The sequence below is a fragment of the Patiriisocius sp. 208BN25-11 genome, assembly GCF_058147145.1.
The window spans coordinates 12,867-35,295 of sequence record NZ_JBYVJY010000011.1 but is presented as its reverse complement, the minus strand read 5'-3'; the positions used below and the strand labels follow the sequence as shown (position 1 = coordinate 35,295).

The window sequence follows — 22,429 nt, the reverse complement described above, 5'->3', positions numbered from 1 at the left end:
ATTTTACTAACAGAAATTAAACACTATGCCTTTAACTGCAAACGACACTTCTAGAGTTTCTTGGATTAATGTTCCAGAAAACAGTGATTTTCCTATTCAAAACATTCCTTTTGGAGTTTTTTTAACTCGTGACGATATTATTACCATTGGTACGCGTATTGGAAACACCGCTATAGATCTAGGGGCTTTGCACCAGTTAGGCTACTTTAAAGGCATTGATCTTACCGATGATATTTTCTTGCAAGACAGCCTAAACGATTTTATTGCAGACGGACGTAAAACATGGCGTTTAGTGCGTAATAGAATTAGTGATATTTTTTTGAAAAGCAACCAAGAATTACAAACCAACAGAGCACATTGTGATAAGATTTTATTTAGTCTCGATGAAATTGAAATGCAGTTGCCCGTAGATGTAGGTGATTATACAGATTTTTATGCAAGTAAAGAGCATGCTACCAATGTTGGAAGTTTGTTCAGAGATCCAGAAAATGCTTTATTACCAAACTGGTTACATATTCCTATTGGATACCATGGAAGAAGTTCTTCTATCATCCCATCGGGAACACCAATACATAGACCTGTTGGCCAAACAAGACCTGGAGAAGATGGTGTCCCTGGATTTGGACCCAGTAAGTTATTAGATTTCGAATTAGAAATGGCATTTATCACAACAGCTGCCAACCATTTAGGAAAAAGAGTGCCTATAGAAGAAGCTGAAGAACAAATTTTTGGTTTGGTACAATTTAACGATTGGAGTGCACGCGATATTCAGGCTTGGGAATATGTTCCATTAGGACCCTTTTTAGGAAAGAGTTTTGCCTCTACTATTTCTCCTTGGATTGTTACTTTAGATGCTTTAGAGCCTTTTAGAACAGAAGGACCAAAACAAGAACCTGCTCCACTAGCCTACTTACAACAAAGTGGCGCAATGAATTTTGACATTCACTTAGAAGCTTCGATACAACCAAAAGGTGGCGAAGATACTGTAGTTTGTAAATCAAACTTTAAGTACATGTACTGGTCTATGGCGCAACAACTCACACACCACACGGTAAATGGTTGTAATGTGCGTAGTGGTGATATGATGGGAAGTGGTACGATCTCTGGACCTACCAAAGACAGTTATGGTTCGATGCTTGAACTTACCTGGAGAGGACAAAACCCTATCCAATTAAAAGACGGTACGGAGCGTAAATTCATCAACGATGGAGATACCGTAAAAATGCGAGCTTTCTGTGAAAAAGATGGACTACGTATTGGTTTTGGAGACTGTGACGGAAAGGTATTGCCTGCGATGGAATAATTTCCAGTTTTGAGTTTTGAGTTTTGAGTTTTGAGTTTTGAGTTTTGAGTTTTGAGTTTTGAGTTTTGAGTTTTGAGTTTTGAGTGAAATTTAAAAATTATTGTAACACCTAAACACATAAACCCCTAAACTTATAAACTACTTCTAAACTCCTAAACACATAAACTCACAAACTATTCAAGCCATATCTTAAAATCCTTTACACGCTCTCTTGCTACAATGACTTCTTGTTCTTTATAGCTATTGAGTTTTAACTGTAAACGTGAATTGGTGTAGGAGATAATGTCTTTAATTTCATTGATGTTCACGTAGAATTTTCGGCTGATTCTAAAGAAGGTTTTTGGTTCTAATTCTTGTTCTAATAACTCTAAAGTAGTATCGAGTAAATAATCTCTACCTTCTACGGTATGTGCATAAGTTCCTTTGTTTTCGCTGTAAAAACACTCTATTTCATCTACAGGAATCATTTTTATGTGTTGTCCGATTTTGGTGGTGAATCGCTTTTTATAGGTACGTTCTACAGGGTTGGTAAGTAGCTTTTTTATATCATCAAAATTGAGAGAGACTGGCTGCACTTTAGGTTGTACGTTCTTGTATTGTGTTACAGCTGCTTGTAATTCTTCTTCATCGATAGGCTTTAATAAATAATCAATGCTATTTAGTTTAAAAGCTTGTAAGGCATATTCATCAAAGGCGGTAGTAAATATGATGGCGCTATCTACTGTAACGGCATCAAAAATTTCAAAAGAGAGTCCGTCGCTTAACTGAATATCCAAAAAGATTAAATCTGGATGCTCGTTTTCTTGAAACCAGGTCACAGCTTCTTCTACACTATGCAGCATGGTAGCCACGGTAACATCTATTTTTTCTAGCATGCGATTTAATCTGCGTGCCGAGGGTCTTTCGTCTTCAATAATAAGTACATTCATGTATCCTATTGTTTTTTCTCCTTTTAGAAAGGGGTTCTTGATTGATTTTGTTCTTTTTCTATAATCTCTTTTATTTTTCGCTCTTCCCAGGTGCTTAGTAAGGGTATTTTAAATACAAAGAGCGCGTGTATCGCTAGTCCGATGCCCCAAAATATGGCAGTTCCAAAAATATTCCATTGCACCCAATCATAAAAACCTTGGCCATTTTGACTGAAAATATAATCCCAATTTCTAAAAAATCGTATACCAAGGATAGCACCATTCACTAAAATATATACCGTTAGGTGTACGTAAAAATCTTTTAGTTTTTTTACCTTTTTTTGGGCTCTTTTTAGCTTTGCTCTTTGATTCTTTTCCATGATTAAAAACGTATGGTTGGTTCGTTATCGTCTATAGGTTCGTCTTCTTTATCTTCTTCCATGAACTCTCTTAGTTTACGTTCTTCCCAATCTTTTCCTAGAAAAGGATTTAAATTGAAAGCCTTTGCCCATTGAAATACTAGTGCTATTCCCCATCCAAAAGCAGCCCATAAAAACCAAGCATTGCGCCATTGATTGGTATAGTAATTTAATCCAGCAAGCAAGCTAATAAAAACAACATAAGAAAGTACACTCATGTAAAATTTCTTGATTTCTATCACACGCTTTTTAGCTCTGTAATATTTATCGTCTTTTTTATAAGGTTCCATAATCGTGATGTTTTAAATTGATACTATAAAGATACTTTTGTCTTCTAGCTTCGGAAATTTTAAAGATCCCAATTGTTGTTTTTCAAGGACCAATTGTAGTGGGTTTTTAAAATTTCCGAAGTACTAGAAAAAAACCTTAAAAGCGATCTTCTTTATCGATCATTTCTTTAATCTTTCTACGTTCCCAATCCTTCCCTAAAGGACTCCACTCGAAGGTATCACTGGCATGTCCAAGAATACCAAGTCCCCAACCACAAATAGGAAATAAAAACCAAGGAAGGTTTACATTTGATTGGTACCATAACCAAATAAATACTGGGATTGCCATCAAGTAGATCACAAAATGAACGTAAAATCCTTTTAACTTTTCGACACGCTCTTTGGCAAGCTCGTATCTTTTTTCTGAAATATGTGTGTCTTGTGTATACATCGCTTTGTGTGTTTTAGTGAGCATAGGAATAGCAATGCTAAACTCTTGCTCTGTTTTACTTATTAATACCGGTTGCTCTGTAAGCAATTGATAGCGTTGGGTGATGTTTTGAAGTCCAACCCCACTACTATCTTTTACCACTTGCTTAGGCTGTAGGTTATTTTTTACCACCAAATTTCCATTGCGTTCTTCTATGGTGATGTACAATTTTTTTGAAGGAGTTACTTGGTTGTGTTTTACAGCATTTTCTAACAACAATTGTAAAGCCAGCGGTACTACTTTAGCCTCTGGATCAGTAACTATTTCGGGCATTGTAAATACAATACTATCTTCAAAACGCATCTCAATGAGTGACATGTAGAGTCGGGCAAACTTCAACTCTTCTGCAACGGTAACTACATCCTTGTTTTTTTGCTCTAATACGTATCTATATACCTTAGAAAGTGCTGTAGTAAACTTTGTAGCAGCCTCCGGATTTTCTTCAATTAAACTTGTAAGTACATTTAAGCTATTAAACAAAAAATGCGGATCTAATTGATTTTTAAGTGCATCAAACTGTGCAGACGCTGTTCCTGCTATTATTTTTTGCTCTTGAACCTGCTGCTCTTTTTTGTATTGATAGTAATAAATAATATAGAAAATAGCAACAGCTACAATAGTAATTATAAACGAAAAGTTGTAATAACTTATATTTTCATTTGCTATAAAATCTGCAAAAGACCATCCATTATAGACTACTTGAGTAAGAAAACGAAGTAGTATAATACAAGCAATAGTAATAGCCGTATTGCCAATAAAAGCAACGGTTAGATTCTTAAATGTGAATAGGTTTTTGCCATACTTGTCCAATAAATAAGTGACTAACACGGCATTTCCCATGTATAAAACGATAGAGTACACTTGGTTAAAAGCAATATCTTCTAATAGATTGTCTTGTGCAAATACATTAATACCATTAGCGTAACGTATGATGGCAACGACTATATATACTATAATCCCAACAAAAAATGCTTTTCCTAGTTCTTTTCTAACGTTCATACTCAGTCTTATTTACCACAGTTTTTTTGAACCTCTAGAGCATGCTCTAAACCTCCAGAAGGGTGTAAATTACTTTCAGGCTCAAAGGTTTCAAACAAGCCAATGGCACGATCTACTTCTTTACAATAGGCAGATGTATCGCCTCCAAAAAAGGCTGCACTACCTATATCCCACTCTGCTTTTCCTAATACTACTCTTGGGTTATCTGGTGAGATTACTGCTGCCTTTTGATACAATTGTGCCACTTTACCAGCGTATTGCATTCCGTAGGTTTGGCCATCAAACACTACCCATGCTGTGTAGTATTGTGCTTCTAATACCATGATTTCTGCATTTGGTTTCTCTCCATTGTTTGTTTTTGCTAGGTTTAAAAGTGTTAAGGCTTTTTCCATGATGGCTGTAAACTTGGTCTTATCTTTTTCGTTAAAACTGGAGAATACTAAAATCTGACTTGCATAAAAATTAGGTAACCAAGCTTCTGGTTCTGCACCAGCAATACGTTCAAATAATTGAACTGCTTTTTCTGGTTGATTGTCTCTCCAAAGTTCTAAGGCTTTTTGCATGCCTGTTTCATACTTACTCTGGGCAACAGCACCGAAGCTTACTAAAAATACCAATGTGTAAAGAATTGTCTTCATAGGGTTTGTGTTATGGGTTTAAAATTACATAGAAATTTTTTGATGAATGACCGTTCCGCCTTTTACTTCAAATTTTGCGTCTTCCCAAATTGGCGGTCCAAATCTTGCCGGTGCATTATTTGAGGTTGCAGTATCTTCACTTGGGTAAAAACCCATGAGCATGTTTAGTTTTCCGTCCATGTCTTCATCATGAAAAGCAGAAATAGCATACACACCATCTGGGAGATCTGTAAATGAAATGGTCGCAATATTGTTTTCTATTGTTGCAACACCACCTTTAATGCGTTTGTTTAAAAAGTTGGCTTCACTATCGTACACAGCAATCAATGCATTTCCTTTATTAGAATCGAAATTAGTGATGGTTACCTCAATGGTATTTACTTGTGCTTGCATGATAAGTCCTGTAAAAAAGAGACTTAAATAAATGAGTACTGTTTGCATGATTTCTGAAATTTTAACGGTTGAACAATTTGATAGTTCAAAGATGCATTGCAAAGGGGTGAATTTAAATTGTTTTGTACCGAACTGTAATATTTAAGGATTGAATTGTATGAATTTGTGATTATTAGTTATATTGTATTTCCTTTAAAGAAAACATAACTATAATTTTCAACCCCATTTTTAGAATAAAACCCGTGGAAAAAGTAGTAAAAGAATATCCTATTAAAATTTCAAAAGATATTTTTAAGCAATATCATTTTTGCTCAATTACACAAATGAGCTCTAAAAAAAACACTGGGCTTATTATAGATGATGGTCTATTTGAAATTTCTTTTGTAAAAGAAAAAGATGTTCAAATTTCTGCAAACGGAAAAAAAATTTTACTTCCACAAATTTTTGGTTTTGGAAAGTTTGATAGCCCTATTAGGTTAATCATACCATCAAAAATGAGTTACTTCTCTATTAAACTGCAACCATGGATTTCCTCTTTTTTCTTTTCTAAGAATAATGATCCTATTACCGATTTATCAAAAACCCATTATCCAAACATCGCTATTCTTCATACCAAAATTTTTAACTCCACTAATTTTACTGAACAAATTAAACACGTAGAAGATTTTTTTATAAAACAAACACTACCAAATATTAACGATTTCAGAATTAGTAAAGAAATTTGTAATTATATATATACAAATGATGGCAACATTATCATTAAAGATTTATTAAAGAAGTACCCGTATTCTAGACAAAAAATAAATCAATTATTCTTTGACCAAACTAGGAATTCAATTAAGGAGTTTGCAAGACACACACGGCTAAGAGCTATCATGTCATACAGGATGAAACACCCAGAAGAATCTTTAACCAATATAACGTATCGGTTTGGCTATTTTGATCAGTCTCACTTTATCAAGGATATGAAAAAAGTTACTGGTGTTACTCCATCAAAATTTTCAAACACTACTAATTTCTTTTTTGAACAATTAATTAAAGCTTCATAACATTTTTTACAATTTTCGAAAAACCCTAGTATTTACTTTTAGCAGGAATACCTAATCATGGAATTATTTATAAACCATAATTAGACAACACTAAAATAATTTGAAAATGAGTGAGAAAATTAATCAAAATCAATTAAGAAAATTTGCAGTCGCTACGCTACTATTGTTTTCCATCCTAATAAACGCACAAAATCTAGAAGCAGAAGAAAAATTAAAAACTTTTTTATCGATTGCTGAAGATTTATTTGAGAAAACCGAATTACCTGGAGCAGCTTTCTCAATTATTTACAAAGGAGATATTATATACAAAGGAGGCTTTGGTTATAGTGATATATCTAAACAAAAACCTGTTAATGAACATTCTCTTTTTTTTATTGGTTCAACAACAAAAGCATTTACTGGCTTTGCAGCTGCAAAATTAGTTGAAGAAGGAAGATTACAATGGAAAAAACCAATAATTAACTACCTGCCTGAATTTGAACTATCTGAGCCTTATGTTGCTAAGAATATACATTTAGAAGATTTATTTACTCATATGTCGGGTTTATCAAGAAAAGATGATTTATGGTTATCGAAACCAATAACAAGAGATCAGGTATATGCACAAACTAAAACATTAGAGTTTTCGCATAGCCTAAGGGAAAGATGGGATTACAATAACCATGCATACGTTATCGCTGGAAAGGTATTAGAAAGTGTGCACAAAACCTCTTGGGAATCTATTATTGAAGAAGAAATATTCAAACCTTTAGGAATGACAAGTTCTTACACAAAACACGAAGAGTTCTTAAACGATTCTAATCATGTAACTGGATATTATAGAGATGGAAAGACAATTCAGCCGCATATCAATTCAGATAATATTGGACCAGCTGGGGCGATTAGTAGTACTCCTAGCGATCTTTCAAAATGGCTAAAAATGATGGTGAACAAAGGTGATTTCAACAACAAAAAAATGATTAGTAATGAGCAGTATGATTACTTAATAAGTCCAAAGAGAATGTCTTTTAGTGATACGTGTTCTGTAAGATATTATTCAATTGGATGGGGAGGAAAACAAAGACATGGCAAAAGAACCCTAATTCACAATGGCTCAATTGCTGGCAATAACTCAAGGGTGCTATTTAGTCCAGAAAATGGTTTCGGTATTTTTATTCTAACAAATCAAATTTCAGATTATAAAGACATTCTAACCGATTATGCCGAACAAATCTTTACGTCAGGAAACTTTAAGAGAGAGGTTGAAAGAGAAAGAAAACTAATAAGCTACAATAGGTTTATAAATTTTCAAAATTTATTGCTCGACAATGGAATTAAAGCAGCTAGAGAATACTTCAACAAAATATCATATAAAGATTTCGAACCCAGTATGATTCGTTTTGGCAAATCACTCTTAGATGCTGGATATACTGAATTATCATTAGTAGTCTTTGAATTAAATGTTTCAGAAAATCCAGATTCAATCATAGGAAATGACTCTTATGCAAAAGCATTGATAAAAAACAACGATAAAGAAGAAGCTATAAAAATCTTAAAAAGATTATTAAAACTAGATCCTGAAAATAAAGACACAAAAAAATTATTACAATCACTCATCTAAAATTAAATACAAAAAAAATACTTATGAGAACTAAACTTTTTTTATTCTACTAATCACAATAACATTTATAAAAGCTCAAGAATTAAGCGTTTTGAACAAATTTCTGAAACATTAATGAACCATATTGAGGGCACCGGAAATGGAGAACCTGAAAGATTAAAAAAAGCTTTTCACCCTAACTTTAATCTTTACACCGTTACTTCAAAAGATAGTCTAAGAATTCGTTCGGGAGAGAGGTACATTTCTAATGTCAAAGAAGGAGAAAAAACAAATAGAATTGGACGAATCATTTCAATTGATTATGAAAAAGATGCTGCAATTGCTAAAGCAGAAATTTTGATTCCAAACTGTAAGGTATTTATTGACTATTTTCTTTTGTTGAAATATGAAGAATCATGAAAAATAGTACACAAAAGCTATACTTGGAGAGAAATTCCTAAATAAAAATCTAACTAATATTTCTTAAATACAGAGTCTAAAAAACAACAAAACACTCATTGTCAGTATTTTAATCTTAAAAATGAGATGCAAATTATTTGTACTCAAAAGTATGATTTTAAAATTATTAGCTATATTAGATATGTGAATTGCTAACTATAAGAAACTTTAAACTATAGGTTAGCTTTAAATCGAATCTAATATTTAAAACTATAGATATGAAATACTTAAAATACATCCTCGGACTTTTAGCCGTATTGATTATTGGATTTTTCCTTTTAGGATTAGTTAAATCTGAAATATCTTACGACTGTGAAATAGTAGTTGACAAACCATTAGCAGAATCTTGGGCAGTTAGTCAAGATGAAGAAAAATTGGGCGACTGGCTAGAAGGATTCCAAAAAACACAACATGTAAGCGGTACTCCTGGTCAAGTGGGTGCAGTTTCTGATGTTTATTTTATAACCGAAGGAGAAGAAATGATTATTCGAGAGACCATTACTGGCATTGTTCCCAATGAATCCATTGCGATGCAGTTTACCTCAGAATTCATGGATATGGACTATATACTAAGCATGGAGTCTGTAGATGGGAAAACAAAAATTAACTCCAGTACAACCTGTACTGGAAATGGGATGGTTTCAAAATCCATCATGGCTTTAATGAGTGGCTCTATTCACACCCAAGAAGAAATCAATTTAGCTAATTTAAAAAGCCTCATTGAAAACAATACCGACGACTATCTTCAAAAGGAGTAAAAAGGATGTGTTATACCAAGCCTTTAGGTAGTTGTTCTTAGTGCATGTTTTATATAGAAAATGAATATGGCTCCCAAAAATTCTGTCTTTTTTGACAAACTCATCAAAAATCCGAAGCAACTATTTTTGATGGATACCTTGGGGGCTTTGATTACGAGTGTTTCAATGTTTCTAGTGCTAGCAGCATTTGAAACCTATTTTGGGATGCCCAAAAAGACAGTGTATCTATTAGGTGGTATTGCATGTTGTTTGTTTCTATACTCGTTTAGTTGCTACAAAAGCACCCCACAACCATGGAGACCGTATCTGAGGGTATTACTTTTTTGTAATACTGGCTACATTATAATTTCCATGCTATGTATGATCATACATGCCGAAAAACTTACGGTATTAGGATGGAGCTACTTTATGCTGGAACTTATTGTTATTGGAGTAGTTATACGAATAGAATACAAAGGATATAGATATCAACCAAAGAATGAAACTAACAAACTAACAAACCCCTAAAATTTCAGAAGCATGAAAACCACAACATTTCTAACTTTTGTAGGAAATCAATGCGGAAAGGCTGAAGAAGCTATTCGTTTTTATACATCTATCTTTCCCAATTCAGAAATTAAGAACATAACTAAATACAAATTAGGAGAGCCTGGAGGTACTCCAGAACTTGTAAAATATGGCGAATTTACCCTAAATGGTATGGAGTATATGTGCTCTGAAAGTAACTACAACCATGCTTGGTCTTTCTCACCGGGTGTATCCATTTTTGTGACTTGTACTACAGAAAATGAGATTGACACCCTATTTGAAAAATTATCTTCTAATGGAGGAAAAGTGATGGTCCCATTAGACAACTATGAAACGGGGGATTATGGTTTTGGTAAAAAATTTGGCTGGTGTGAAGATCTTTACGGAATTTCATGGCAATTTAATCTTTTAGCATAAAAACCAAAACAATGCCTCTAAAACCATATCATATTATTATTGGCATTACAACATTGTTACTACTCATCCCTCTAATAGCAATGCAATTCACCAATGAAGTAAATTGGTCTGCAACAGATTTTCTAGTAGCAGGGATCTTACTTCTAAGCACGGGGTTTTCTATCCTTCTTGTTGCTGGAAAAATTAAAAAACCGGCATATCGAATTTCATTAATCATAGCAATAGTTCTAGTGCTACTATTAGTTTGGGTAGAACTGGCTGTGGGTATTTTTGGGGGTCTTTGAGTAAACAATAATATACTCCTATAAGTTATCTAATTGATTTTCTTTCCCATCTTCACTAATGGTCCAAAAGAAACCTACAAAGAAAAACTGATCGGCTGCGGGACGAAGGGCTTGTCTATCAAATACACCTTGCGCATTGGGCGTGTTGCTGTATTGATACCCATTTACATTTTTGGTTGCCAATACATTATTTACAGATAGATACAAGATTTTTTGCTGCGTAATTAAGTACGCCCAGTTTAAACTTACACTATTAAAATCTCTTGTTTTGTCTTGTAAGAACCCTGGCATATTTGGATTGGTGAAACTTCTTCCGCTACCATAATTATAACTAGCTCCTACCTGACTTTGCCAATCTTCTATCCAGTATTTTGCTACCACAGATAGATTATGCGTATTCGCAAAAGAAGGCGTAGCACTCGTAGGGAAGTTTTGATATTCACGCTCAGTATCTAAAAACGAATAACTCACCCAATAATCAATGTTTTTAATACTCTCATTGTCACGCCAGAAAAAGTCAACACCTTGCGCATAGCCATCACCATTATTGGTAAAATTGCTGTTAAATGTAGGGAATTGTGTATCAAACGTAATTAAATCGTTGTAGTTTTTAAGATAGGCCTCTGCTCTAAAAATTCGGTTATTAGCTATGTATTGGTAGTTTGCAATAAAATGATCGGTACGTCTTGCTTTGAGGTTGGTCTCAAATTTTAATACATCGTTATTGGGTTGTTGGTTAAAATTTCCGTAGGCCAAAGACAACTGGCTGTTTTTACCTGTTTTGTAAGCAACAGACAAACGTGGTGAAATCGTCACATCCTCAAACAAGGCACTATATTCTCCCCTAATTCCAGCTTTTAAAGCAAACTTTCTTGAAAAGATGATATCACTTTCTGCAAAGACACCCGTAATGTGATTATTAAACCCATATTGATCTGCAAAATTTGGGTTGGTAAAATCTTCATCGAACGTTGTTAAAAACTGCTCTGCCCCTACACTCAACTTAAAACGACTGCTAAAACGCTTCTTTATTTTTACTTTGAAATGTGCCGAGTTTTCTGTGTTGTCTATTTCATTGTCCTGAAATAGCAAATCTGTTTTAGCTAAAGTATAACTAGCACCGGCATCTAACTTTAAGTCATCTCCCACCACACCACTATAACTCATGTTGGTATATAAGTTTCGGTTTTTGAGTCCGAATCTCGTTCCCAAAGGATTATTTATATCTTCTTGGGTCAATTCGAAGTTGGTGCTATCGAAAGCGGTGTAAAATTTAAAGAGTCCGTTTTTAAACTGCTTTCTAAAAACCGTCTCCCCACTCAAAGCTTCAAAAGGTTTTTCCCAATCGTTTCTATCTTCTAGCACCGCCAAATAAGGCGCTAAATTGATGTACGATGTATTTACACTTAAAGACGAAGTATCCCATTTTTCGGTATGACCAAGTCCTCCACCAACGCTCATAACACTAATATTAGTTGCCTCTTGCACGGGCTCATCAATGGTGTTTAATAACAATACAGATGACAATGCTTGCCCGTACTCGGCACTATATCCTCCTGTAGAAAAAGTAATTCCGTCAAACAAAAACGGACTATACCTCCCACGACTAGGAATATTATTGGTAGACGGCGTATACGGTGTAAACACACGAATGCCATCGATAAAAATTTGAGTTTCCCCAGCATCACCACCACGCACAAACAAACGACCATCTTCAGAAACCGTACTGGTACCAGGCAGAGTTTGTAGCGCTCCCACAAAATCTCCTAAGGCACTCGCTGTGGTTACAACATCTAAGGGTTTTAATACCGAAACTTTGCTGTTGTCACTCGCTTCAAAGGTACCCGCAGATAAGACCACCGTTTCTAGAGAATTTACATCTTCACGTAACGCCACTTTGAGGTTTTGCATTTCAGAAACATCCTGTATCAACACGTATTCTTCAAAAGAAATAAAGGTCACTTTTAGGGTTTGTGTTCCAGTTTCTTCGGTGGTAAAAGAGAAGTTCCCATCGATATCACTAGAAGCACCATCGTAGGTTCCATCCAAATAAATATTGGCACCTAGAATAGGCGTTCCATTTTTCTCGGTGACCACTCCAGAGATTTCTGTTTGGGCAAATGCAAGAAAAGGAAGCATGGATACTAAAAATGTAATGATGTAGATAAGTAGTAATTGTTTTTTTGAAATGTTCATGGTTTCTGAAATATTAGTTTGATACAAATGTGGGGCAAGGATATCATATTTCAGAATTAAAGATACTCAACTGTTTAATTTATGGACTCAATTGTAGTTAAAAATAGACCGCTTAGCACTTCGCCAAGGCTTCGAGCTACAAAGTCGCTGTTGGACCGTTGTGCCTCCGCTAAAGCTTCTGCGACACGCGGGCGCTTTGCTTACTGATAGATTTTAGACCGCTGCGCTGTTAGAATATGGAGTATGGACTCATTTAAATAAATAGCAAGCTAAAGTTTGAATTTTTGACTTTTAAACATATAAACTCTTAAACACATAAACCCCTAAACATCTCAGCTTCTCAACTCATCAACTCATCAACTTCATCTTGGTTCTTGGGTCATGATTCTTTAAGATGAATATTGCAACACATAAACTCTTAAACGAATCAACTCATTTACTAAAAATGTTAAACTCTATGGAAGCCAAATACAAAATGTTTAATTTTATTGAAAACAAATAATTATGAAAAAAATATACTTTTTAATGGTAGTGTCACTGCTATCATTTCAACTTCAGGCGCAAGACACTTTTTCTATTATTGCTGTAGATCCTGTAACTGGTGATATTGGTTCTGCAGGAGCTTCTTGTGTGGATGGCGCAGGTAATTTTGGCGGGATTATAGACATTATTACACGAATTATCCCAGGTCGTGGTGGTGTGAACAGTCAAGCCTATGTGTGCATTCCCAACTCTAACCTCAACAATGCCATTGCCCAAATGGAAATGGGTGCAAGTCCAGATGAGATTATAGAGTATTTACAAAATAACGACTCCTGTAGTTCACAAAATTTTAATCCGGCGTTTAGACAATACGGTGTTGCAGATTTTGACACTAATGGCGACCCAAGAACGGCAGGATTTACTGGCGACTCTGCAGACGATTACAAAGAAGATATTCAAGGTACTACCTTTAGTGTACAAGGAAACATCTTACTAAATGAAACAGTACTTAATAACATGCAAGCCAACTTTACAAATACCACAGGTACCCTAGCAGATAAGCTTATGGCTGCCATGCAGGGCGCAAACTTTGCTGGAGCAGATGCACGTTGTTTGGCAAGAGGAACTTCTTCTACATCTGCTTATCTGTTAGTATATCATGCAGATGATGACCCAAACAATCCCTATTTACGTTTAAATATTCCAGAAGTAGATTTTGGAGACGAGCCTATAGACCAGCTACAAGACCTGTATGATCAGTTTTTAAGTGTAGAGAGCAATGTACTAAAAGACAAATTACAACTGTATCCTAACCCTGTTCAAGATGTTGTTACCTTACAATTTGAAAACGATGTTCTTATTTCAAGCACAGAAATTATAGACGTACAAGGAAAAGTACACTCGCAGCAAGAAAGCGGAGCTATTTCAGGAACACTAAGTATGAATACCACTGCTTTAGCACAAGGAGTGTATTTCTTAAGAGTAACCACTGCAGGAGGTGTTACTACCTTACAGTTTATAAAGGAATAGGAAACAAAATATATCACAAAAAAAAAGACCCCTATGTACATAGCGGTCTTTTAAATATTAATGAGTATTTCTTAGCTTAACTCGTGTGCTACTAAGTAATAAAATGCTGGACGACTTTTAAATTTAATTCCAGACATTTTTTCTGCAACTGCATTTACTGCAGCAGCACCTTTATCTTTATCTTCAACTCCTAGTTTCTTAGCAACAAAGTTTTTACGCACTGTTTCTAACTCTGCTGGATCACCTCCAGAAACAAGTAAAGCATCTCTATTGTTTACCATTGTTTTTAGGCTGTTTACATAGCCATCTAATTGATCGTGGTTGATATTAGTTACCCCGCAGTCGTTTAGTTGACTAACAGCAGTTTCTTTCATCTTTGCTAATTTTTCTTGTGTTTCGCTCATCGGACTTATATTTTAGGAATTAGTATTTTTTGTTTACTTCACTAAATTACTGAATTATTATCAATTTCTAAAATATGGGAAAACAAAAAAGGTACCCTTTCGAAGTACCTTTCTATTTACAGGATGAAATGTAATATTACTGTTCTGTTTCCAGTTGTTGTTTTTCCCAATTGGTAATACCTCCTTGAAGGTCAAAAATTTGAGTAAACCCTAACTCTTTTAGTATTTTGGCTGCACGTGCGCTACGTCCGCCCTTTTTACAATATACATAAACAGGCTTATCTTTGTCTAAACTTGCCACTTTCTCTTTAAAGTCGTTGTCTGTCACACAAATGTTTTGTGCGTCTTTAAGATGACTCACTCCATACTCCTCTTGTGTTCTTACATCTACCAACTGTGCGCTAGTATCCTTTGCAAGCACATCATACATAGCTTTTGGGGCTAGTACTTCTATAGTTTGTGGTGCGGCAGCACTGGTAGTTTTTTGTGCATTATTACAAGACACACTCGCTAGTGTGATTAAAATTGAAGCAAGTATTGTGATATATCTTTTCATAGTATCCTATTAAACTGTTTTTTCTCCTTGCCATTCCATAAATCCGCCCATAAGGTTATAGGTGTTTTCAAAACCATTAGAGTCCATAATCATACACGCTTGTCCACTTCTTCCACCAGATCTGCAATACACATAATAGTTTTTGCTTTTATCTAACTCGTTGGCTCCTTGCATAAAGGCTCCAGCGTTCATGATATCTAAGTGTTTTGCATTGGGGATATATCCTTCTTCTATTTCACTTTGGGTACGCACATCTAGAATTATAGCATTATCGTCTGCTGCCAGTTGTTCTGCCCATTGTGTTTGTGTTAAGTCTTGCATTGTGTTATTTTTTTGATAAAATTAATAATTACCATTTAGATAGACGCAAAAAAACAAAAAAGGTTACTGTGTTTAGTAACCTTTCTTTAGATATGTTCTCAAAATTTTGAGATGAGAACTTGAATATTTAGATTATTTACAATAGGTTTCGACTGCGCTCAACCAGACATTTATCATATATATACTAAGACTATGAGCTCTTAAACTTTTATAGAGCAGCCAATAGCTTTTGTTTCTTTTACTTCAATTTCTTTTCCAGCTAACAATGCATCAATAGCATCTGCCAAATAGGTTTTCTTCACTGCACTCCCATTTCTTACATTATCATCGATAGCACCAATGTATTTTACAATGTTTGCTTTCCCCTCTTTTTGTAATAAGTATACATGTGGTGTTTTCTTAGCACCATAGGTTACATATACCTTATCGTCTTGATCATACAAATATGGGAAGGTAAACCCTTTATCTTTTGCTTTTGCTTGCATTAATTCGTAGGTATCATCTGGTTGTACCTTTGGATCGTTTGGATTGATAGCAATGACTGGATATCCTAATGCTTTGTATTTCTTGTCTAATGCAATGATACGGTCTTCGCTAGCCACTGCAAACGGACAAGTATTACAGGTAAAAATTACGATGAATCCTTTAGCATCTGTATAATCTGCCATAGACACCATGCTACCATCTACATCTTTTAATTTAAAATCTGTGGCTTTGTTACCAATGGTATATCCTGCTGCAGTATTGCTCATCGCCTCAAAAGCCTCTGCTTTTACTGCTTCCACTATTGGTTCTTTTACAGCCACTTCTTTAGGATCATTTTTACAGTTTACAAACAATAAAATGCTGCATAATACTGCAATGCCTTCTAGTAATAAATTCTTTTTAAGTTTCATAAGGATTGTATTAATTGTACTTCGGTTTCTAATTCTTTATAGGTAAACGAACGTTCATAAAAACGACGTTCTTTATTTTTATAAATAACGGTAGCAGGTATGGCACCACTCCAATCTTCGGAAATTTTAGGAATCCAACTATTGGCATCTGCATCATCTAGTAAGATAACGTCTGAAGCTATCTTCTTATTTTCTAAAAAAGGAAGTACTTGTGTTTCTAGTTTTTCGGGAAAGTCCAAACTCACGAATACCACCTTTACTTTCTTATCACTGTAATTACTTCCTAATGCTTCAAAAGCAGGTAATTCTTTGATGCATGGTTTACACCAAGTCGCCCAAAAGTTAATAACATAAGTCGTGTCATTATGCTTTTCAAATAAAGGAGCCAAGCCTTTATAATCAACAACAGGGACCAACTCCTTAGCCTCTAAAATTTCCGAAGAAAAAATAGCAGTATCCTGTTGCATTGTATTCGTTTTTTCTTTGCAAGAAAAACAAATACATAATAATGTAGAGATTAAGAACAATTTCATACCATAAAAATACTAGTGTTTTACAGGAGTTTACATTGTAAACTATTAAAATTTTCATAAAACCTTGCATGAAAACTGTAAATACATTTACATTTGTACAAACAATAGTTGTATATACAATAATGAGCATTGAAGACGTAATAAAATCTAGTAAACCCCTTGATATTCATACTAAAACAATGATTAATATCATGTATACAGCTAGGCATATAGAATTAAAAGCCGACTTTTTTAAACAGTATGATATTAGTGCACAACAATATAATGTACTTAGAATATTGAGAGGTCAAAAAGGGAATCCTGCAAATTTATCAACCCTGCAAGAACGTATGATTGACAAAAAAAGTAATACCACTCGCCTAGTAGACAAACTAATTATTAAACAATTAGTGAAGCGAAACCAATGTCCAACTAACAGAAGAAAAGTAGAGATTTTTATCACAGATAAAGGCTTAGAACTCTTAACAAACTCTGACCCAATAATTAACAACTATAATATTTCAGCAACCAAAAATCTAACAAAAACAGAACTAACAACCTTAAATACCTTGTTAGACAAACTAAGAAATGATTCCTAACAAAAGGAATTACTATACACTAATTAATAATTTAAAATAAATATTTTTATGAAAACAATCATCAAATCGGCACTTATCTTAACAGTAGCCTTTGGCGCATTAGCATTTACAAATACCATTAAAAAAGTAGACATTACAGAAAGTACTATTGAATGGAAAGGTAAAAAAGTACTAGGTTCTCACACAGGAACTATTAACTTAAAAGAAGGACATTTAAAAATGGATGGCAACGAACTTACTGGAGGTATGTTTGTGGTAGACATGACCTCTATCAATGTAACAGACCTCAAAGCAGGTGAAGGCAAAGAAAAACTAGAGGGACACTTAAAAAGTGATGATTTCTTTGGTGTAAAAGAGCATCCAACCGCAACCCTAGTATTTTCAAAAGTCCAAAAGATGTCAGGTGGATACGAAGTAGAAGGCACCATGACTATAAAAGGAACTTCACACCCTATTGCATTCGATTTAGAAATGAAAGGAAACACTGCTACCACTTCGTTTAAAATAGACAGAAGTAAGTATAACGTACGCTACGGATCTGGAAGTTTCTTTGATAGTTTAGGTGACAATACCATTTCAGATAAATTTGAATTAAACGTAATGTTGAAATTTTAAAAGTAATTTTAATCATTTTATAATTCAATACTAATTTCTTTATTATATTTGAACTTATAACTTAAAAAGTTTCCTCCTTCGAGGAAATTACTAAAATGAATAGATTAACAAATCATACTTGGTGGTGGAATAACTCTCGACGATAATCGTGAGCAAAGCACTATTGTAGTATTCAAAATACCAAAGGCTTGTCATCACGACAAGCCTTTTTTTTATGTACAAATTAAAAACATACTCCAAAAAACTACTAGCAGATACAATTACTCCTGTGTCGGTATATCTACGCCTGCGTGATCGTTTTCCTAACAGTTTGTTATTAGAAAGCAGCGATTACCATGCAAACGATAATAGCTTTAGTTATATCTGTTGCAATCCTGTTGCTAGCATTAAAATAGCGCAAGAACAAATTACAACGCAGTTCCCAAACAAGGAAGCTCTCGTGCAATCCATTACTGCAACTACAAATGTTCCAAAAAGCATTCAAGACTTTTCTCAAGCATTTACAGCAGACGACAGTCAGCAGTTTAAGTTCATTAATAATGGTCTTTTCGGCTATATGACATACGACATGGTACGCTATTTTGAAGATCTAGAGCTTCACAAAAAAGAAGGTGATCTCGACATACCAGATGCCTATTATGCCGTCTATCAAAACATCATTGCTATCAACCATTTTAACAATGAGGCCTATATTTTTGCCCATTGCTATGATACAGACAACAACATCTCTGAAATAGAGCGTTTGCTATCTTCCAAGAATTTTGCTGAGTATTCTTTTTCAAGAAATGGCGATCCTAGTACTAATCTCAAAGACGAAGATTTTAAAGCATTGGTAAACACTTGCAAAGAACACTGCGCTCGTGGGGATGTATTTCAAATTGTACCTAGTAAACGTTTCTCTCAAAAATTTACAGGAGATGAGTTTAATGTATATAGGGCATTACGAAGTATCAACCCTTCCCCTTATCTTTTTTATTTTGACTACGGAAATTTTAAAATTTTCGGCAGCTCCCCAGAGGCACAATTAGTAGTAAATGGTGACCAAGCAGAAATTCATCCCATTGCCGGCACCTTTAAAAGAACAGGAAATGACGAACAAGATGCACTACTAGCCAAACAACTAGCAGTAGATGAAAAAGAAAACAGCGAACATGTCATGTTAGTTGACTTAGCTAGAAACGACCTAAGCCGTCATGGAAGCAATGTAGTCGTCGAAACCTATCGAGAAGTCCAATTTTTCTCACATGTTATTCATTTGGTAAGCAAAGTAACTGCCACCAAAAACCCAACAACCCCAACCATGCAAGTCGTTGCAGATACCTTTCCAGCAGGAACTTTAAGTGGAGCACCCAAGCACAATGCCATGAAATTGCTAGAAAAATACGAAAATGTAAATCGTGATTTCTATGGAGGCGCCATTGGTTTTATGGATTTTAAAGGAAATTTTAATCACGCCATCATCATACGTTCTTTTGTAAGTAAAAATCATAGTCTACATTACCAAGCAGGTGCTGGTATTGTAAATGATAGTGATCCAGAAAAAGAACTACAAGAAGTATATAACAAATTAGGAGCGCTTACCAAAGCCTTAGAACTAGCAGAAAACATATAACCATGAAAATAGTCGTAATAGATAACTATGATAGTTTTGTGTACAACTTGGTACATTACCTAGAAGCATTAGATTGCAAGGTAACCGTACTACGTAATGATCAATTTCATATAGAAGCCCTTGAGGATTTTGATAAAATTTTATTATCACCTGGCCCAGGGATTCCCGAAGAAGCAGGTTTACTCAAAGAGGTCATCAAAACCTATGCGGGTAGAAAACCAATACTAGGAGTTTGCCTTGGGCAACAAGCCATTGGCGAAGTATTTGGCGGAGACCTCATCAACTTGCCAGAAGTTTTCCATGGTGTGGCCACAAAAGCTACCATTCTAGTATATGACGAACCCTTATTTAAAGGACTCGGAAATGAAATAGAAATAGGCAGATACCACAGTTGGGTAGTACGTAAAGATACCTTCCCCGATAGTCTAGAAATAACTTCTCTTGATGTAAATGGGCAGATTATGTCACTCCGCCACAGAGAACTTGACATTCGCGGCGTACAATTTCACCCAGAAAGCGTTCTAACCCCCAAAGGAAAAGAAATGATGAAGAATTGGGTGGAGATGTGAGATGATCGATGAGGGGTGACGGGTGACGAATGACGGATGACGGATGAAGAAAGACGAATTACGAATTACGAATTACGAATTACGAATTACGAAATTTAAAAAAAGAACGCATTAATCAGTGGCAGTTTGCAGGTACAAAAACGAAAAAGATACCCGCCTTCGCGGGCATGAAAAAATGAAGAAAATACTTAATAGATTAATCAACCACGAACAACTTAGCAAAGAAGAAGCTAGAGATGTGTTGGTGCATATTTCAGAAGGAAGCTATTATCCTAGTCAGATAGCGGCTTTTATGACGGTGTACATGATGCGTAGTATTGGTATCGAAGAGCTGGAAGGTTTTCGAGATGCCTTGCTAGAATTATGCATTCCTGTTGATGTGAGTGATTATAATACAATCGACTTATGTGGAACTGGCGGTGATGGAAAAAATACTTTTAACATCTCCACCCTAGCGTCATTCGTAACTGCTGGTGCTGGCGTTCTTGTTAGTAAACATGGAAATTACGGCGTGTCTTCTATTAGTGGAAGCAGTAATGTAATGGAACAATTGGGTATTAAATTTAGTAATGATATCGACCACCACAAACGCTGTTTGGACGAAGCGGGTATCTGCATTTTACATGCTCCCCTTTTCCATCCAGCCATGAAAAAAGTGGCACCCATAAGACGTGAATTAGGGGTGAAAACATTTTTTAATATGTTGGGACCTATGGTAAATCCGGCACTTCCAAAAAACCAATTGGTAGGGGTCTTTAATTTGGAGTTGGCAAGAATGTATGGCTACTTATATCAAAAGGGAACTAAAAACTTTGCAGTATTACACGCCATGGATGGGTATGATGAAATTTCCTTAACCGGACCTACAAAAATGATTTCTAAAACTTCGGAAATGGTCTTGCAACCCAGCACATTTGGAGTACCAACAATAGCACAAAGCGATATTTATGGTGGCGAAACAGTCGAAGCTTCTGCGCATATTTTTTCTGAAATATTAAAAGGAAACGGTACCGAAGCACAAAATAATGTGGTCTGCGCCAATGCTGGACTCGCCATTGCTACGGTAACTGGATGCCACATCCAAGATGGATTCACAAAAGCAAAAGAAAGTTTGTTAAGTGGTAAAGGATTAAAAGCATTGAAGAAAATGCAAGAATTGAGTGTACATATTTAGTTTTTAAGAAGTTTATAAAAACATAGTATTAAAAAGAGGAACTACTCTCCCTCAGGGAGCGTCAATAATTTGAAGCTTGCAAAGCGCACAAAATATTGGTGAGGGCTTTAAAGCTAAAAACAAATAATAATGACAATTTTAGATACCATAACAACCTATAAAAAACAAGAAGTTGCTGCAAAAAAAGCTGCCTTCCCAATCGCGCTATTAAAAAAATCGCAGCATTTTTATAGGGCTTGTTTTTCTATGGCTACAAGTGTCGCCAATGGATCGGGGATTATTGCAGAACACAAAAGACGCTCTCCAAGTAAATCGGTGATAAATGAAACCGTATTGGTTCCAGAAGTGATACTAGGTTATGAAAATGCAGGAGTTAGTGCTATTTCTGTATTAACAGATACTAAGTTTTTTGGTGGATCTCTAGACGATTTATTAGTAGCTAGGGCTAATGTAAGTCTTCCGTTACTTCGTAAAGATTTTATAGTAGATCCATACCAAATCTACGAAGCCAGAGCCTATGGCGCCGATGCTATTTTATTAATCGCAGCTTGTTTGTCAAAAAGTGAATTACAAGAATACTCTGCCATTGCAAAAGAACTAGGCATGGATGTATTATTAGAAATTCATAATGAAGCAGAATTACAAAAATCATTACATCCTACAGTTGATTTGTTGGGTGTCAATAATAGAAATTTAAAAACCTTTGAGGTTTCATTAAACACAAGTAAACAACTAGCAACGCTTATTCCAGATGACTTTGTAAAAGTTTCTGAAAGTGGTATTAGTACTATAGAAGCCATAAAAGAATTAAAACCCTATGGATACAAAGGCTTTCTCATAGGAGAGCGCTTCATGAAAACTGAAAACCCAGGCGCAAGTACCGAAGAGTTTATTAAACAAATAATTCCCCCTTTTGACCGCGTGCGCTAAAGCTATAGCGGCGGCGCAAGGGGGACTAAGGGGGATGTTA

27 protein-coding genes are annotated in these 22,429 nt (G+C 35.1%); 15 read left to right on the top strand and 12 right to left on the bottom strand.

What is annotated here, in order from left to right:
- The first annotated feature begins 25 nt into the window (after positions 1 to 25).
- A complete protein-coding gene (gene fahA / locus ACY2RS_RS12250; protein ID WP_490098950.1) occupies positions 26 to 1,303 on the top strand; it encodes a fumarylacetoacetase in 1,278 nt (425 codons plus the stop codon).
- 173 nt (positions 1,304 to 1,476) lie between these two features.
- Here fahA and ACY2RS_RS12245 read toward each other — a convergent pair whose 3' ends face one another.
- From ACY2RS_RS12245 to ACY2RS_RS12220, 6 genes are all read right to left on the bottom strand, one after another.
- Complete coding sequence (locus ACY2RS_RS12245; RefSeq protein WP_490098949.1) at positions 1,477 to 2,232, bottom strand: LytR/AlgR family response regulator transcription factor; 756 nt, start codon at positions 2,230 to 2,232, stop codon at positions 1,477 to 1,479.
- 23 nt (positions 2,233 to 2,255) lie between these two features.
- Entirely contained in the window at positions 2,256 to 2,591 is a 336-nt protein-coding gene (locus ACY2RS_RS12240; RefSeq protein WP_490098948.1) for a 2TM domain-containing protein, read from the bottom strand.
- A 2-nt stretch (positions 2,592 to 2,593) separates the two neighbouring features.
- Positions 2,594 to 2,920 carry a 2TM domain-containing protein gene (locus tag ACY2RS_RS12235; RefSeq protein WP_490098947.1) on the bottom strand — a complete coding sequence of 109 codons (327 nt, stop codon included), beginning with the start codon at positions 2,918 to 2,920 and terminating at the stop codon, positions 2,594 to 2,596.
- A 136-nt stretch (positions 2,921 to 3,056) separates the two neighbouring features.
- A complete protein-coding gene (locus ACY2RS_RS12230; RefSeq protein ID WP_490098946.1) occupies positions 3,057 to 4,388 on the bottom strand; it encodes a histidine kinase in 1,332 nt (443 codons plus the stop codon).
- A gap of 8 nt (positions 4,389 to 4,396) precedes the next feature.
- Positions 4,397 to 5,026, bottom strand: a complete 630-nt coding sequence (locus ACY2RS_RS12225; RefSeq protein ID WP_490098945.1) for a hypothetical protein — start codon at positions 5,024 to 5,026, stop codon at positions 4,397 to 4,399.
- Between the two features lie 24 nt (positions 5,027 to 5,050).
- Positions 5,051 to 5,467: a DUF2141 domain-containing protein gene (locus ACY2RS_RS12220; protein WP_490098944.1), complete on the bottom strand. Its 417-nt coding sequence runs from the start codon at positions 5,465 to 5,467 to the stop codon at positions 5,051 to 5,053.
- A gap of 194 nt (positions 5,468 to 5,661) precedes the next feature.
- On the opposite strand from ACY2RS_RS12220, the gene ACY2RS_RS12215 reads away from it, so the two are divergent.
- From ACY2RS_RS12215 to ACY2RS_RS12185, 7 genes are all read left to right on the top strand, one after another.
- A complete protein-coding gene (locus ACY2RS_RS12215) occupies positions 5,662 to 6,468 on the top strand; it encodes a helix-turn-helix domain-containing protein (protein WP_490098943.1) in 807 nt (268 codons plus the stop codon).
- Between the two features lie 106 nt (positions 6,469 to 6,574).
- A complete protein-coding gene (locus tag ACY2RS_RS12210; RefSeq protein ID WP_490098942.1) occupies positions 6,575 to 8,068 on the top strand; it encodes a serine hydrolase in 1,494 nt (497 codons plus the stop codon).
- A gap of 63 nt (positions 8,069 to 8,131) precedes the next feature.
- Entirely contained in the window at positions 8,132 to 8,467 is a 336-nt protein-coding gene (locus ACY2RS_RS12205) for a nuclear transport factor 2 family protein (protein WP_490099029.1), read from the top strand.
- 257 nt (positions 8,468 to 8,724) lie between these two features.
- Complete coding sequence (locus tag ACY2RS_RS12200) at positions 8,725 to 9,264, top strand: SRPBCC family protein (RefSeq protein ID WP_490098941.1); 540 nt, start codon at positions 8,725 to 8,727, stop codon at positions 9,262 to 9,264.
- A 66-nt stretch (positions 9,265 to 9,330) separates the two neighbouring features.
- Positions 9,331 to 9,771 (top strand): hypothetical protein, encoded by a 441-nt coding sequence (locus tag ACY2RS_RS12195; RefSeq protein WP_490098940.1) that lies wholly within the window; start codon positions 9,331 to 9,333, stop codon positions 9,769 to 9,771.
- A gap of 12 nt (positions 9,772 to 9,783) precedes the next feature.
- Entirely contained in the window at positions 9,784 to 10,209 is a 426-nt protein-coding gene (locus tag ACY2RS_RS12190; RefSeq protein WP_490098939.1) for a VOC family protein, read from the top strand.
- Between the two features lie 11 nt (positions 10,210 to 10,220).
- On the top strand, positions 10,221 to 10,493 hold the full coding sequence (locus tag ACY2RS_RS12185) for a hypothetical protein (protein ID WP_490098938.1): 273 nt from the start codon (positions 10,221 to 10,223) through the stop codon (positions 10,491 to 10,493).
- Between the two features lie 18 nt (positions 10,494 to 10,511).
- Here the strand turns inward: ACY2RS_RS12185 and ACY2RS_RS12180 are convergent, their stop codons facing one another.
- Positions 10,512 to 12,689 carry a TonB-dependent receptor gene (locus tag ACY2RS_RS12180; protein ID WP_490098937.1) on the bottom strand — a complete coding sequence of 726 codons (2,178 nt, stop codon included), beginning with the start codon at positions 12,687 to 12,689 and terminating at the stop codon, positions 10,512 to 10,514.
- 504 nt (positions 12,690 to 13,193) lie between these two features.
- Between ACY2RS_RS12180 and ACY2RS_RS12175 the strand changes: the two genes are divergently transcribed.
- Positions 13,194 to 14,201, top strand: coding sequence for a DUF1028 domain-containing protein (locus ACY2RS_RS12175; protein WP_490098936.1), 1,008 nt, complete (start codon positions 13,194 to 13,196; stop codon positions 14,199 to 14,201).
- Positions 14,202 to 14,272: 71 nt separating this feature from the next.
- On the opposite strand, the gene ACY2RS_RS12170 is transcribed toward ACY2RS_RS12175, so the two are convergent.
- From ACY2RS_RS12170 to ACY2RS_RS12150, 5 genes are all read right to left on the bottom strand, one after another.
- Positions 14,273 to 14,605 (bottom strand): DUF2853 family protein, encoded by a 333-nt coding sequence (locus ACY2RS_RS12170; RefSeq protein WP_490098935.1) that lies wholly within the window; start codon positions 14,603 to 14,605, stop codon positions 14,273 to 14,275.
- Positions 14,606 to 14,741: 136 nt separating this feature from the next.
- Entirely contained in the window at positions 14,742 to 15,161 is a 420-nt protein-coding gene (locus tag ACY2RS_RS12165; RefSeq protein WP_490098934.1) for a rhodanese-like domain-containing protein, read from the bottom strand.
- Positions 15,162 to 15,170: 9 nt separating this feature from the next.
- On the bottom strand, positions 15,171 to 15,482 hold the full coding sequence (locus ACY2RS_RS12160; protein ID WP_490098933.1) for a rhodanese-like domain-containing protein: 312 nt from the start codon (positions 15,480 to 15,482) through the stop codon (positions 15,171 to 15,173).
- Between the two features lie 200 nt (positions 15,483 to 15,682).
- Positions 15,683 to 16,378 (bottom strand): thioredoxin family protein, encoded by a 696-nt coding sequence (locus ACY2RS_RS12155; RefSeq protein ID WP_490098932.1) that lies wholly within the window; start codon positions 16,376 to 16,378, stop codon positions 15,683 to 15,685.
- Positions 16,375 to 16,845 (bottom strand): TlpA disulfide reductase family protein, encoded by a 471-nt coding sequence (locus tag ACY2RS_RS12150; protein ID WP_490098931.1) that lies wholly within the window; start codon positions 16,843 to 16,845, stop codon positions 16,375 to 16,377. The genes ACY2RS_RS12155 and ACY2RS_RS12150 overlap by 4 nt, the downstream gene beginning before the upstream one ends.
- A gap of 245 nt (positions 16,846 to 17,090) precedes the next feature.
- Between ACY2RS_RS12150 and ACY2RS_RS12145 the strand changes: the two genes are divergently transcribed.
- The 6 genes from ACY2RS_RS12145 (at position 17,091) to trpC (ending at position 22,389) form a co-directional block, all read left to right on the top strand.
- Positions 17,091 to 17,489, top strand: a complete 399-nt coding sequence (locus tag ACY2RS_RS12145; protein WP_490098930.1) for a MarR family winged helix-turn-helix transcriptional regulator — start codon at positions 17,091 to 17,093, stop codon at positions 17,487 to 17,489.
- A gap of 48 nt (positions 17,490 to 17,537) precedes the next feature.
- Positions 17,538 to 18,104, top strand: a complete 567-nt coding sequence (locus ACY2RS_RS12140; RefSeq protein ID WP_490098929.1) for a YceI family protein — start codon at positions 17,538 to 17,540, stop codon at positions 18,102 to 18,104.
- 214 nt (positions 18,105 to 18,318) lie between these two features.
- Complete coding sequence (locus tag ACY2RS_RS12135) at positions 18,319 to 19,716, top strand: anthranilate synthase component I family protein (RefSeq protein ID WP_490098928.1); 1,398 nt, start codon at positions 18,319 to 18,321, stop codon at positions 19,714 to 19,716.
- 2 nt (positions 19,717 to 19,718) lie between these two features.
- Positions 19,719 to 20,285 carry an anthranilate synthase component II gene (locus ACY2RS_RS12130; RefSeq protein ID WP_490098927.1) on the top strand — a complete coding sequence of 189 codons (567 nt, stop codon included), beginning with the start codon at positions 19,719 to 19,721 and terminating at the stop codon, positions 20,283 to 20,285.
- 175 nt (positions 20,286 to 20,460) lie between these two features.
- A complete protein-coding gene (trpD, locus tag ACY2RS_RS12125; protein ID WP_490098926.1) occupies positions 20,461 to 21,459 on the top strand; it encodes an anthranilate phosphoribosyltransferase in 999 nt (332 codons plus the stop codon).
- Between the two features lie 129 nt (positions 21,460 to 21,588).
- A complete protein-coding gene (gene trpC / locus ACY2RS_RS12120; protein WP_490098925.1) occupies positions 21,589 to 22,389 on the top strand; it encodes an indole-3-glycerol phosphate synthase TrpC in 801 nt (266 codons plus the stop codon).
- The last annotated feature ends 40 nt before the right edge of the window (positions 22,390 to 22,429 follow it).